Origin of the sequence: Nocardia asteroides (assembly GCF_900637185.1) — a bacterium.
In the GTDB taxonomy this organism is placed as follows: Bacteria; Actinomycetota; Actinomycetes; order Mycobacteriales; family Mycobacteriaceae; genus Nocardia; species Nocardia asteroides.
Map to the genome: position 1 here is coordinate 2937517 of NZ_LR134352.1, position 12749 is coordinate 2950265.

The 12749-nt window shown below is 72.8% G+C and carries 11 protein-coding genes; 1 reads left to right on the top strand and 10 read right to left on the bottom strand.

Features of this window, described 5'->3' with window-relative positions; genetic code table 11:
* Window positions 1–20: 20 nt before the first annotated feature.
* Window positions 21–1592 (bottom strand): phytoene desaturase family protein, encoded by a 1572-nt coding sequence (crtI, locus tag EL493_RS13800; RefSeq protein ID WP_030204043.1) that lies wholly within the window; start codon window positions 1590–1592, stop codon window positions 21–23.
* A 7-nt stretch (window positions 1593–1599) separates the two neighbouring features.
* A complete protein-coding gene (locus EL493_RS13805; protein ID WP_030204045.1) occupies window positions 1600–2754 on the bottom strand; it encodes a polyprenyl synthetase family protein in 1155 nt (384 codons plus the stop codon).
* Window positions 2755–3025: 271 nt separating this feature from the next.
* Here EL493_RS13805 and EL493_RS13810 point away from each other — a divergent pair, with 271 nt between their 5' ends.
* On the top strand, window positions 3026–4027 hold the full coding sequence (locus tag EL493_RS13810; RefSeq protein ID WP_081723048.1) for a methylenetetrahydrofolate reductase: 1002 nt from the start codon (window positions 3026–3028) through the stop codon (window positions 4025–4027).
* Here EL493_RS13810 and EL493_RS13815 read toward each other — a convergent pair.
* From EL493_RS13815 to EL493_RS13850, 8 genes are all read right to left on the bottom strand, one after another.
* Window positions 4017–4604 carry a DUF2867 domain-containing protein gene (locus EL493_RS13815; RefSeq protein ID WP_022566004.1) on the bottom strand — a complete coding sequence of 196 codons (588 nt, stop codon included), beginning with the start codon at window positions 4602–4604 and terminating at the stop codon, window positions 4017–4019. The genes EL493_RS13810 and EL493_RS13815 overlap by 11 nt on opposite strands.
* Before the next feature lie 183 nt (window positions 4605–4787).
* A complete protein-coding gene (locus EL493_RS13820) occupies window positions 4788–5939 on the bottom strand; it encodes an LLM class flavin-dependent oxidoreductase (RefSeq protein ID WP_019046208.1) in 1152 nt (383 codons plus the stop codon).
* Entirely contained in the window at window positions 5936–6745 is an 810-nt protein-coding gene (locus EL493_RS13825; RefSeq protein ID WP_019046209.1) for a DUF1684 domain-containing protein, read from the bottom strand. The genes EL493_RS13820 and EL493_RS13825 overlap by 4 nt, the downstream gene beginning before the upstream one ends.
* Complete coding sequence (locus EL493_RS13830) at window positions 6742–8109, bottom strand: NtaA/DmoA family FMN-dependent monooxygenase (RefSeq protein ID WP_019046210.1); 1368 nt, start codon at window positions 8107–8109, stop codon at window positions 6742–6744. Before EL493_RS13830 ends, EL493_RS13825 begins: the two co-directional genes overlap by 4 nt.
* Window positions 8106–9215, bottom strand: coding sequence for an LLM class flavin-dependent oxidoreductase (locus tag EL493_RS13835; RefSeq protein ID WP_019046211.1), 1110 nt, complete (start codon window positions 9213–9215; stop codon window positions 8106–8108). The genes EL493_RS13830 and EL493_RS13835 overlap by 4 nt, the downstream gene beginning before the upstream one ends.
* Window positions 9212–10825: a dipeptide ABC transporter ATP-binding protein gene (locus EL493_RS13840; RefSeq protein WP_019046212.1), complete on the bottom strand. Its 1614-nt coding sequence runs from the start codon at window positions 10823–10825 to the stop codon at window positions 9212–9214. Before EL493_RS13840 ends, EL493_RS13835 begins: the two co-directional genes overlap by 4 nt.
* Window positions 10822–11718 carry an ABC transporter permease gene (locus EL493_RS13845; protein WP_019046213.1) on the bottom strand — a complete coding sequence of 299 codons (897 nt, stop codon included), beginning with the start codon at window positions 11716–11718 and terminating at the stop codon, window positions 10822–10824. The genes EL493_RS13840 and EL493_RS13845 overlap by 4 nt, the downstream gene beginning before the upstream one ends.
* 35 nt (window positions 11719–11753) lie before the next feature.
* Window positions 11754–12749 (bottom strand): ABC transporter permease, encoded by a 996-nt coding sequence (locus EL493_RS13850; RefSeq protein WP_019046214.1) that lies wholly within the window; start codon window positions 12747–12749, stop codon window positions 11754–11756.

Below are 12749 nucleotides of genomic sequence, written 5' to 3' on the forward strand. Positions count from 1 at the left end.
TCGGCCGCAAGTTTACGGCTTCAACTCCGAACACTAACCCGGCGGTCGGTGCGGCTGTGCGTCCGGCCACCGGTGATTCGCGCGGCGGCCAGCTTGCCCGACAGCAGCGTGGTGGGCACCCCGACCCCCGGAGTGGTGCCGCAACCTGCGAGAACGACGTTGTCCATGCCCCGTGGCAGGTTGCGTGGACGGAACGGACCGGTCTGCCGGAACAGGTGCGCGACCGAGAACGGTGTGCCCGCGATCATGCCGCGCGCCGCCCAGGTCGCCGGAGTGTCGACGTGGTCGACGGTGAAGTGCTCGGCGATTCCGGTGTACCCGCGGCGTTCCAGCTCGGCGAGCAGTTCGCCCAGGTAGGCGGGGGCGAGCCGGTCCCAGTCCAGGGGCGCGGAGTCCAGGTTCGGGCAGGGCGCGAGGACCGAGAGCGGTTCGTGGCGGCCGTCGGCGCGGTCGACGAACTGGCCGGGGTCGGTGAGCGCGGGCCTGGTCAGCAGCATCGACGGATCGCTCATCAGCGCGCCGCGTCCGCGTGGCGCCGCGATCTCACGGAACGTCTCGGCCCAGGCGGCGCCGAAATCGATCGTGTGGTGCGCCTGGATCGGCCAGCGCGCCGCGATCTCGGCGGGCACGGTCCCGTGGGCCACCACGGCCGACGGCGAGGCGCGCAGGCCACGCCGGTACCGCACGCCGAACTTCGGCAGCGAGCCCAGATCGGCGGTGAGCACCACCGCGTCGCACGCGAAACTGCGTCCGTCGGCGAGCCGGACCGCCTCGGCCCGGCGGCTGCCGCGCCCCGGCGCGTACCGGATGCCGGTCACCTCGGCGTCGAGGACGAGGGTGCCGCCCGCGGCGACGAACGCCTCGGCCAGCGCGGTGGTGACGGCGCGCATGCCGCCCTCGGGGAAGTACACGCCCTGGCAGGTGTCCATGTTCGGGATCGCGCCGTAGAGCGCCAGCGCCTTGTCGGGGACCGTCCCGGCGTAGAGCGCCTGGAAGGTGAACAGCCGGGCCAGCCGCTCGTCGCGCAGGTAGGACCGCACCTTGGGGCCCAGCCTGCCGAAGCCGCCGAGCCGGGCCAGGGTGGCCAGGGAAGCGCGCGAGCGGCGGCCGCGCACCAGGTCCAGCGGCGAGTCGAAGTTCGCGTCCATGAAGTCGTCGAACTCGGCGCGGTAGATCCGGTCCAGCCAGTCGCGCAGCCTGCGGTAGTTGCGGGCCTCGGCGGGCCCGCAGGTGGCGGCGACCTCGGCGGCCATCGTCTCGGCGTCGTCGAACACCTTGATGTCGGTGCCGTCGGCGTAGCGCGCGTGATAGGCCGGGGCCATGCGGTGGATCCGCAGGCCCACGTCCGCGCGGGTCCGCCCGACGGCGGCGAGGGCCTCGTCGATCAGTTCGGGCAGCGTGAGCACGGTGGCGCCGCTGTCGATCTCGTAGTCGTCGAACCGGTACCGCCCGACCCGGCCGCCCGGATGATCGGCGCGTTCGAGCACCGTCACCTCGGCGCCCGCGCCGCGCAGGTGCAGCGCGGCGGCCAGCCCGGCCAGTCCCGCGCCGACCACCACGACATTGTTCGCTTGTCCCACAACGCTTTTCATATCAGGCTCAGGCGATGCGCCGGGTGGCGGCCAGTGCCATGTCGTGCAGCAGCTGCTTGGCCTGCGGGGTCGCGCCGCTCGTCGCCACGGCGCGCAGGCCGGTGTCGGTGAGCTCGGTGATCCGGCGTTCCACCTCGTCGACGGCGCCCAGGTCGGTGAGCAGCGCGCGCAGCCGGTCGACCGCGGCGTCGTCGAGGTCGGTGCCCAGGCCGGTCCGGATCAGCGCCGCCGACTCCGGGTCGGCCCGGCGCAGCGCCTCGGCGATCAGCACGGTGCGCTTGCCCTCGCGCAGGTCGTCGCCGGAGGGCTTGCCGGTGACGGCCGGGTCGCCGAACACACCCAGCAGGTCGTCGCGCAGCTGGAAGGCGATGCCGACGTCGGTGCCGTAGGTCCGCAGCGCCGCCACCAGGGCCTCGTCGGCGCCGGCCAGCGCGGCGCCCAGGTGCAGCGGGCGCTCGATGGTGTAGGCGGCGGTCTTGTACCGGTTGATCCGCAGCGCGGCCTCGACCGACTCGTCGCCGCCCGCCTCGCCGTTGATGTCGAGCAGCTGCCCGCCCAGCACCTCGGTGCGCATCCGCGCCCACACCGGCGCGAACCCGGCCAGCGCCGCTGGGGCGAGTCCGGCCTCGTGCACCAGGTCGTCGGCCCAGGCCAGGGCCAGATCGCCGATCAGGATGGCGACCGCCCTGCCGTACTCGGCGCCGTCGCCGGGCCAGCCCGCCGCGCGATGGCGGTCCTCGAACTCGATGTGCACGGTCGGGTAGCCGCGCCGGGTCTGCGAGGAGTCGATGATGTCGTCGTGCACCAGGGCGCACGCCTGCACCAGCTCCAGCGCCGAGCAGGCGGTGAGCACCGCGGCCGCGTCGGGTCCGGCCGGATCGCCGCCCGCGCCGAGCCAGCCGGTCCAGGCGAAACCCGGCCTGGTCCGCTTGCCGCCCCGGATGACGAACTGTTCCAGCGACGCGGCGGCGTCGACGAAGACCGGGCCGAGCGGCTCGACGATCTCGCGCCGCGAGGCGAAGAACTCGGCGAGGACCTGCTCGACCGCGCTGACGAACGCGGGTGTGCCCGGTGTGAGCGTGACCAGGTCGACCGCGGCGGTGGTGTCGGCGACGGACCGGGAGAGTGGGGTACCGATTCCGGCGGACAGGGTGGCCTCCAGGGGCGGAAGTGGGCGAGCGGATGGACCGGGATCGCACGCGGCGGCGCGCGCACCGGCGTTCCGTCGCAGGATACGCGGGCGGGGCGGGGGTGTCGTCGGCGCACGGGGCCGCTGCGACCGACCCCACACCCGGCGATTCGGCGGCGTCTGCGAATGTTCGTCGAGCGGACTTGACGCTCGCCGGGCAGGTCGGCGCCCGGTTTCGGGCCGCCGGGTTCGCCCGATTCCTGGTCGGCGCCGCGGCGCCGGTGCACACCACTACACTGAACCGGTGACTTTCGACGATGGACGGGGACGTTCGACCCCAGATCGACCCGCCCAGAAGCAGCCGATCGTCTCGAACACCCCCTCGGTGGTGCGCAGCCTGCAGACCCATGCGGGCTCCGGCGTGCCGTTCTCGGTGGAGTTCAACCCGCCCCGCGACGCCGCCGGTGAGGCCAGGCTGTGGCGTGCGGTGCGCGAGTTCGAGTGCATGCACCCCGCCTTCGTGTCGATGACCTACGGCGCGGGCGGTTCCACCAAGGACCGCACCGTGCGGATCACCGGTGAGCTCGCCACCGAGACCACCCTGCTGCCGGTCGCGCACCTCACCGCGGTCGGGCACAGCCTCGACGAACTGCGCGCGCTGGTCGGTTCCTACGCCGACTCGGGCATCCGCAACCTGCTGGTGCTGCGCGGCGACCCGCCCGGCGACCCGCTCGGCGAGTGGCGCAAGCATCCCGAGGGCGTCGAGTACGCCGAGGAACTGGTGCGGATCGTGCGCGACCTGGGCGATTTCCATGTCGGCGTCGCGTCGTTCCCACAGGGTCACCACCGCTCGCCCGACCTCGACCACGACACCCGTCAGCTGGCCGCGAAACTGCGTGCGGGCGCCGAGTATTCGATCACTCAGATGTTCTTCGACGTGGAGCACTACCTGCGGCTGCGCGACCGGGTGGTGGCGATGGACCCGATCGAGGGCGCCAAGCCGATCATCCCCGAGCTCATGCCCATCACCTCGCTGCGCACCGTGCAGCGCGCCGAGGAGCTGTGCGGCCGTCCGCTGGCGCCCGCGGTGCTCGATCGGCTGACCCGCGCGGCGGGCACCGGTCCCGAGGAGGACAAGGCCGCCGTGCGGGCCGAGGGCATCCAGATCGCCACCGAGATGGCGCAGCGCCTGATCGACGAGGGCGCCCCCTGCCTGCACTTCATCACCTTGAACTTCGCCAAGGCCACCAGTGAGGTGCTCACCAACCTCGGCTACGGCGTGACGGCGGCCCCGCTCAGCGCGTGAGCGCCAGCTCGGCCCAGACGCGTTCCCACGAGCGCGTCATGGCCGGGTACACGATCAGGTACCGGAAGGGCTTGATGAACGCCATGTAGGCGCGGCCGAACAGTCCGTTCGGCTTGACCAGCACCGCCATCTGCAAGTGGTAACCGGGTCCGCTCTCGTCGGGCACCCAACCCAGGTGCAGCACCCCGTGCATGGTGTTGTTGGCGAGTTCGGCGGCGTATTCGTCGTCGAGCGCGTACACGCTGGTGAACGGGCTGCCCGTATCGTCGGGTCGGGGGAGGTCCCGCAGATCCGCGGGCAACCGGTCCAGCAGCGACCGAACCCGGCGGCCCGTGCCCGCCGACTCCCGGTCCCACCCGAACAGCTCGCCGAGCTTCCACCGGATCTTGAACAACACCCCGCTGACCCCGGAGTCGTCCGAGGCCCGGTTCGCGCGCAGTGCCGCGAGCAGGGCGGGAAAGTCGCCCGCGCGCCCACCCGGTGTCCGGAACCGCCAGACGTCCTCGACCTCGAAATCGGTCGCGATCTCGTGAATCCGCCACGGTCGTGCCGTATGCGCCGACGTCTCCACTCGCATGAGAAACCCCTTTTCCGTACGGGTGCGTATGGAAAGGAGGATACCGCTGATATACGCCGACGTATAGCTCGCGCCGGTGTGACGAATCAGCGCTTGACGCCGACGTTCGGCAGGCTGAATCGGCCCGCCACGGTCAGCTCTCGCCGGGTCCGGGGGCGGGAGCGTCCCCGCCCCCGGATCGGGTCAGGCCGCGCGGGCGGGGCGCAGGCCCCAGGCATCGGCGAGCAGCCGGTGCGATTCCAGGCGGTCGGCGTGGTCGTGGGTGATGGTGGTGACCAGCAGCTCGGCCGCGCCGGTCAGCGCCGCCAACGCCGCGAGGCGGGTGGTGACGGTGTCCGGGGCGCCGACGATCTGGGCGGCGAGCCGGTCCTCGACCAGGCGGTGCTGGTCGGGGGTGAGCGGGGCCGCGGTGGCGGGGTCGAGGTACTCGCTCGCGCCGGAGCCGCTGCGGATGCTGTGCACCCAGTGCCCGTAGGTACTCGCGTGGTGCCGGGCGGTGACCTCGTCGGCGGCCACCACGACATCCGCCGACACGATGACGTGCGGTTCGGCGAGGGTGGCCGACGGCCGGAACGCCGCCCGATACGCCCGCACCGCGTCCAGCGCGGTCCCCGGCGCCACGTGATACGCCGCCGCGAACGGCAGTCCGAGCCGGCCTGCCAGCTCCGCGCTCTCCCCGGCGGTGCTGCCGAACAGCCACAGCTCCACCTGCGCGCCCTCACCCGGAACCGCGTGCAGCGCAACCTCGTTGGACCCGACGTAGCTGCCGTCGAGCAGCGCGCGCACCTCGTCGACCTGATCGGCGAAGTCGGGCGCTTCGGCGCCGGGCTGCTGCAACGCCTCGATCGAGGCGACGAACTTGGATCGGTCGGTGATCCCGCGCGGGTCGAACGGCGGCGGTACCACCACCCCGTCGCGGATCTCGGTGCGGCCGGTGACCGCGTCCAGCACCGGATGCCCGCCCTTGGCGGTGGAGGCCTCGGCCCCGAACTGGCCGCGCCGATGCCCCGAGCGGCCCAGCCCCAGATCGAGCCGGCCCGGTGCCACCGCGTCGACGGTGCCGAACGCCTCGACGATCGAGGCCGAGGTGTGGTGCCCCACTTGCACGGCGCCGGTGCCGACCCGGATCCGGGAGGTGGCCGCGGCCACCAGCCCGAGCAGGGTCAGCGAGGACGAGCTGGCCACCGCGACGAAGTGGTGTTCGGCCAGCCAATACCGGTGGTAGCCCCACTGTTCGGCGTGCCGGGCCAGGTCGACGGTGTTGCGCACCGCCTGCGCGGCGCTGGATCCGGCGCTGATCGGCGAGAGGTCCAGGATCGAGAGCGGAACGGTCACAGCGCCGGATCCTGTTCGCCCGCTTCGATCGCCACCCGCAGCCGGTTCGCGGCCGGCGCCACCGGGCAGGTCGCGTACGGGGTGAAGGCGCAGGGCAGATTCACCGCCCGGTTGAAGTCCAGCGTCACGGTGCCGTCCGCCGCGACCGCGCCGATCGCGAGCGAGCGCGCGGCCGGGTAGGTGGTGACACCGCTGGTGGCGTCGGTGAACAGCACCTTCAGCTCACCGGGCGTGCCGAAGGCGACCAGCGTCTCGGTGACCTCGCCGATCCGGAACTCGATCGTGCCCGCCGCGCTGTGATGATGCGCGAGCCCGTCCACGACCGCGCCGGTGGTGACGGTGCGAGCGGTGTCGAAGGCGGTGAACCGGCCGGTCACCACCCAGCGCGGATCGACCGGGTAGTGCGGGACCCCGGTGAACGCCGCCAGCGCCGGCGCCGCCGGATCGTGCACCCGCACCGCGAACTGTCCGGAGCGCCGGATCACCTCGAACACCCGCCGCTCGTTGACCACGGTCAGCCCGGGCGCCCCCTCGACGGGGACGAGGATCTGCACGCCGCCGATCCGTTCGCCGTCGACGTCGAGCAGGTCGGCGGGCTGGGCGGTGATGAACACCTTCTCGTCGGTGACCCACCAGGTGCCGGGCAGACCGTCGAGCCGCTCCGGGCTGTCGGTGAGCCAGTGCAGCCCGGCCAGGCTGAGCCAGCCCAGCGGCTCGCGCAGGCCGTCCTCGCGGGCCTCGTGCCAGCGCCGCCAGTCGTCGGTGAACGGGGTTGCGGTGCTGGTGGATTCGACCGTGATCGTCATGACGCGCGTGCTCCTTCGGCGACGGTGGGATGCTGGGGATGGCGCAGACCGAGGTGGTCGCGCAGCGTGGTGCCGGTGTAGGCGGTGCGGAAACTGCCGCGTTCCTGCAGTTCCGGCACCACCCGGTCGACGAATTCGTCGAGACCGGCAGGGGTCAGGTGCGGGACGAGGATGAAGCCGTCGGCCGCGTCGGACTGCACGTAGTGGTCGATCTGCTCGGCGACCTGGGCGGGTGTGCCGATGAACTGCTGACGGCTGGTGACCTCGATGATGAGTTCGCGGATGCTGAGGTTGTCCGCCTCGGCCTGCGCCCGCCAGGCCTTCGCCACGGCCAGTGGGTCTTTCGCGTGCCGGACCCGGCCGCGGGTGATCTCGGCGGTGGCGTCGGGTTCGATGTCGGGCAGCGGGCCCTCGGGGTCGTAGGCCGACAGGTCGCGGCCCCACACCTGTTCGAGGAAGGCGAGCGCGGTCTGCGGGCTCACCTGCTGGTAGCGGATGTGCCGGGCCCGCTCGTGCGCCTCGGCCTCGGTGTCGCCGAGCACGAACGTGGCGGCCGGGAAGACCAGCAGTTCGTCGCGGTCGCGGCCGTATTTCGCGAGCCTGCCCTTGATGTCGGCGTAGAAGGCGCGGCCCGCCTCGAGGGTGCCGTGCGCGGTGAAGATCGCGTCGGCGGTGCGGGCGCCGAACTCGCGGCCCTCGTCGGAATCGCCCGCCTGCAACAGCACCGGGTGCCCCTGCGGGCTCGGCGGCACCACGAACGGCGCCTCGATGTCGAACTGGCTGCTGTGGAACGCGGCGCCGGGCACGTCGTGGGCGAAGATCCCGCGCTCCCGGTCGACCACCAGCGCGTCGGCGGGCCAGCTGTCCCACAGCGCCCTGGTCGCCTCGACCACCTCGGCCGCGCGCCGGTACCGGTCGCCGTGCTCGAGGTAGCCGCCGCGGCGGAAGTTCTCGCCGGTGAACGCGTCGGAGGAGGTGACGACATTCCAGGCGGCGCGCCCGCCGGAGAGATGATCGAGCGCGGCGAACTGCTTGGCCAGCTCGAACGGCTCGTTGTAGGTGCTGTTGATGGTGCCCGCCAGCCCCAGCCGTTCGGTGACCGCGGCCACCGCGTTGAGCACGGTGAGCGTGTCGGGCCTGCCGACGACGTCCAGGTCGTGGATCCGGCCGCGGTGCTCGCGCAGCCGCAGGCCCTCGGCCAGGAAGAAGAAGTCGAACAGGCCGCGCTCCGCGGTGCGCGCCAGATGCTCGAACGAGGCGAAGTCCACCTGCGACTTCGACGCCGGATCGGCCCAGACGGTGGTGTTGTTGACGCCGGGGAAGTGCGCGGCGAGATGGACTTGCTTGCGGGGTTTCGCGCTCACAGCGTGGCTCCTCGGCGGGCGTAGCGGCTGGTGGGACGGGGGAGGCCGAGACGGTCGCGCAGGGTGCCCGCCGGGCGTGCGGGGTGCGCGGTCAGCGCGGCCAGGGTGGCGTGCAGGGCCAGCGGCCGCAGGACGACGCCGTCGGCGATGCCGGAGGCGGCGATCTCGGCCAGCAGTTCGTCGAGGTCGGCGACGGTGCCCGCGTGGAGCAGCTCGGGCGCGGGGGCGGCGTGCCAGCGGTCCAGTTCGTCGACCTCGGCGCGGGCCCGCGCGGCCGAATCCGCCAGGTGCACCGGCAGATCCAGCAGGACGCGGACCGTGTCGGGGTCGCGTCCCGCCGTGGCCAGGGTGGCGCGCAGGGCGACCCGGCGGGCGGCCGCGGTGGCGAGGTCGGGTGCGCTGATCCGCAGCAGGTCGCCGCGCCGGACGGCCACGTCGATGGCCACCGGGTCGTCGGCGCGCACCGTCACGATCGGCTGTCCCTGCGGGGAGCGCGGCGTGATCGACGGGCCCTTCACCGCGAAGTGCGCGCCGGTGAAGTCGATGTAGTGCAGGCGGTCGCGGTCGATGAACCGGCCGGTGGGGACGTCGCGGATCTCCGCGTCGTCCTCCCAGCTGTCCCACAGCCGGGTGACCACCTCGATCGCCTCGTCGGCCTCCTGCCACAGCGACACGTCGGTCTGGACGTCCTTGCGCCCGAACGCCTTCGCCTGCGCGGTGCCGGGGGAGACGCCCACCTCCCAGCCCGCGCGGCCCAGGCTCGCGAAGTCGAGCGCGGCGATCGCCTTGGACACGTGGAACGGTTCGGTGTGGGTCACCGGGACCTGCGGGATGAGCGCGATCCGGCGGGTGATCGGCGCGGTGCGGGCGGCGATCGCGACCGCGTCGAGCCTGCCGCGGGTGACGGTGGTGCCGCCCGGTTGCAGCCCGAACGAGTCGGGCAGGAACACCGCGTCGGCGCCGAGCTGCTCGGCCCTGGTGACCACCTCGGTCCAGTAGCCGGCGGTGAACAGGTCCTCGGCGCGCGAATCGGCGCGCCGCCAGGACGCGGGATGTACGCCGGTGCCCCCGGTTTCGATGCCGAGGAACAAGCCGTCGGTGCTCATCGGGTGAGGTCCTTTCCGTCGAGTGGGGCGATCCGGGCGCGCGGCACCGGGATCGCCGCGAGCAGCTCCCTGGTGTAGGCGTGCTGCGGATCGGTGAACAGGGTCGCGGTGGGGCCGATCTCGACGATGCGGCCGTGCCGCATCACCGCCACCCGGTCGCTGATCCGGCGGACCACCGCCAGATCGTGGGAGATGAACAGGTAGCCCAGCGCGAGCTCGGCCTGCAGGGTGTCGAGCAGGTCGAGGATCTGCGCCTGCACCGAGGCGTCGAGTGCCGAGACCGGTTCGTCGAGCACCAGCAGGTCGGGTCGCAGCGCCAGCGCGCGGGCGATCGCCACCCGCTGGCGCTGGCCGCCGGACAGTTCGGCGGGCCTGCGGGCGGTGAACTCGGCGGGCAGCGCCACCTGGTCCAGCAGCTCGGTGACCCGCCGGGACCGGTCGCCGAGGCCGTAGGCGCGCAGCGGTTCGGCGACGATATCGCCCACCTGCCAGCGCGGATCCAGCGAGGAGTACGGGTTCTGGTACACCACCTGGAAGCGCCGCCGGAGTTCCCGCAGCTTGCGCCTGCGGGCGCCGGTGAGGTCGTGTCCGTCGAAGGTCACGGTGCCGCTGTCGGGTTCGGTCAGCCGCAGGGCGATGCGGGCGGTGGTGGACTTGCCCGACCCGGATTCGCCGACCAGGGCCAGGGTCTCGCCCCGGTCGAGGGTGAACTCCACATCGTCGACCGCGGTCACGTCGGCGGCGTGGAACCGCTTGTGCAGGGCGCGGACCGACAGCAGCGGCGACTCCGCGCGCGGGCGCGGCGCCCGGAACGGGGTGGGCGCGAGCGCGGGGGAGGCGGCGAGCAGCCGGCGCGTGTACGGGTGCGTCGGCCGGTCGAGAACCTGTGCCGCCGGGCCGGATTCGACGATCTCGCCGTGCTCGAGGACGACCAGCCGATCGGCCCGCTCGGCGGCGACCGCCAGATCGTGGGTGATCAGCAGGACCGCCGTCCCGCGCGCGGCGATCCGCTCGGCGAGCCGGTCGAGCACCTGCCTGGCCACGGTGGCGTCGAGCGCGCTGGTCGGCTCGTCGGCGATGATCAGCTCCGGCCCGCAGGCCAGCGCGATGGCGATGAGCACCCGCTGACGCTGTCCACCGGACAGCTCGTGCGGATACTGGCGCGCCCGCAGCTCGGGGCGGTCGAGCCCGACCTCCGCCAGCAGGTCCAGCGCCTGCAACCGGGCGCCGCGCCGATCGGCCAGCCGATGCACGAGCAGGGTTTCGGCCACCTGCTCGCCGACCCGCAGCACCGGATTGAGCGACAGCCCGGGATCCTGTGGCACGAACCCGATCCGCACTCCGCGCAACCGGCGCAGCGACTTCTCGTCGGTGGGGTCCACCGGCTCACCGGCGAACTCGACTCCGCCGGCGACGATGCGCGCCGAGTCGCCGAGCAGGCCGATCACCGAATGCGCCAACGTCGACTTTCCCGAACCGGATTCGCCGACCAGGGCCACCACCTCACCGCGCGCGACCTCGATCGAGGCGCCGCGCAGGGCGTCGACGGGACCGGACCCGGAGCGGTAGGTGACGCGCAGGTCGCTGACCCGCAGCAGGGGCGCCGTCATCGATTCTCCGCCTTTCCGACGGACCGGCCCAGTCGCTGCGCCGAGAGCACCACGGCGACGATGACCAGGCCCGGCAGGGTGGTCAGCCACCACGCCGAGGCGAGGAAGTTGCGGCCCTCCGAGATCAGCGAACCCCATTCCGGGGTGGGCGGTTTGGTGCCGTAGCCCAGGAAGCTCAGCGACGACACCGCCAGCACCGCCATCCCGAACTCCACCGCGGCCAGCGCCAGCACCGGCTGCACCGAGTTCGGCAGGACGTGGCGAGCCAGCACCGCGTACCAGCGGACGCCCGAGGCGTGCGCGGCCTCCACATACGGGGCGTGCCGCACCCGTAGCACCTCCGAGCGCATCACCCGGGCGAAGTTGGCGATCAGCGAGATACCCACGGCGAGCGCGACATTGCGGGTGCCGAACCCGAGCGCCGTCACCAGCGCCAGCGAGAGCAGCAGCGCGGGGATCGACAGCAGCACGTCGACGACGCGCATGATCGCGGTGTCGACGATCCCGCCCGCCGCACCCGCGAGCAGGCCGAACAGCGACCCGACCACCAGCGCGATACCGACCGCGGTGAGCGTCGCCGTGAGCGAGAGGCCGGCGCCGTGCACCATCCGGGTGTAGAGGTCGCGGCCGAGATTGTCGGTGCCGAACCAGTGTGCGGCGCTGGGGGATTGGAACTTCTCGGCGGGTACCCCGGTGAGCGGGTCACCGGAGGCGAACACCGACGGCACCAGGGCCCAGCCGATCGCGACGACCAGCACCGCGCTCGCCGCGACGAGCCCGAGATGCCCGCGGACCCAGCGCACGACGACGCCGAACCCGGCCGAGCGCGCGGTGCCCTCGCCTGCCGCCGTCGCGGGAGCGACCGTGCTACGGCGTACGAGAAGGTCGACCATGGTCGCTCCCTTCGGTCTCGGAGGAATGGGAAACGTCAGGCACCGGACACCGCCTTCGCGGCGGTGGTCCCGGAGCTGTCCGCCCGCGCGGTCCGGCGGGTGCCGGTGATCCGCGGATCGAGCAGCGGATACAGCAGGTCCACCGCCAGATTCACCAGCACGAAGATCAGCGCCGACAGGAGTACGACGCCCTGCACCACGGGAATGTCCTGATTGAGCACCGAGGTCTGGGTCAACCGGCCCACGCCCGCGCGGGCGAACACCGACTCGACCACCACCGACCCGGCCAGCATCGTGCCGACCAGCACGCCCGCGATGGTGAACGCGGGCACGCTCGCCAGCCGCGCCACGTGCCTGCGCTGCACCCACCAGCGCGAGGCGCCCTTGGCCAGCGCCACCTCGGTGAACGGCTGCCGCCACGTCTGTGCCAGCCCGGCGGCCAGCACCTGCGCGATCACCGCGCCGATCGGCAGGGCCAGGGTGAGCGCGGGCAACAGGGTGCCGCGCAGGCCGGTGCCGCCGAACGCGGGGAACCAGTGCAGCCGGAACGAGAACAGCTGCAACAGGATCAGCCCGGTCCAGAAGGTCGGCACCGACACCCCCAGCGGCGGCAGCGCGGCCAGCGCGTCGCGCAGCCACGGCCGCCGCGTGTAGGTGGCCGCGAAGGCCAGCGCGGTGCCACCGAGGGTGGCGAACAGCAGAGCCAGCGCGGCCAGTCCGAGGGTGGCGGGCAGCACGTCGCCGATGGTCTGGGTCACCGGCGCGCCGGTGCTGATCGAGCGCCCCAGGTCACCGGTGACGGCGTTGCCGAGCGCGGTCACGTACTGCTCCCACAGCGGCTTGTCCAGGCCGTACCTGGCCTGCAGCTCGGCGATCGCGGCCTGGTCGACCGGGGTGCCGACGCCGCCGCCGTCGGCGGCCATCGAGACCGGATCGGCGGGCAGCAGGTACAGCACCACGAAGGACAGCGTGAACGCCGCCCACAACACCCAGAGCGCCTGCAGCACGCGCGAACCCACGTAGCGGAGCAT

Excerpts from the sequence above, each read along its gene's own strand:
- crtI (WP_030204043.1), bottom strand. The coding sequence starts at position 1,592 with ATGAAAAGCGTTGTGGGACAAGCGAACAATGTCGTGGTGGTCGGCGCG.
- EL493_RS13815 (WP_022566004.1), bottom strand. The coding sequence starts at position 4,604 with ATGCGAGTGGAGACGTCGGCGCATACGGCACGACCGTGGCGGATTCAC.
- EL493_RS13825 (WP_019046209.1), bottom strand. The coding sequence starts at position 6,745 with ATGACGATCACGGTCGAATCCACCAGCACCGCAACCCCGTTCACCGAC.
- EL493_RS13835 (WP_019046211.1), bottom strand. The coding sequence starts at position 9,215 with ATGAGCACCGACGGCTTGTTCCTCGGCATCGAAACCGGGGGCACCGGC.
- EL493_RS13840 (WP_019046212.1), bottom strand. The coding sequence starts at position 10,825 with ATGACGGCGCCCCTGCTGCGGGTCAGCGACCTGCGCGTCACCTACCGC.
- EL493_RS13845 (WP_019046213.1), bottom strand. The coding sequence starts at position 11,718 with ATGGTCGACCTTCTCGTACGCCGTAGCACGGTCGCTCCCGCGACGGCG.
- EL493_RS13850 (WP_019046214.1), bottom strand. The coding sequence starts at position 12,749 with ATGCTCCGCTACGTGGGTTCGCGCGTGCTGCAGGCGCTCTGGGTGTTG.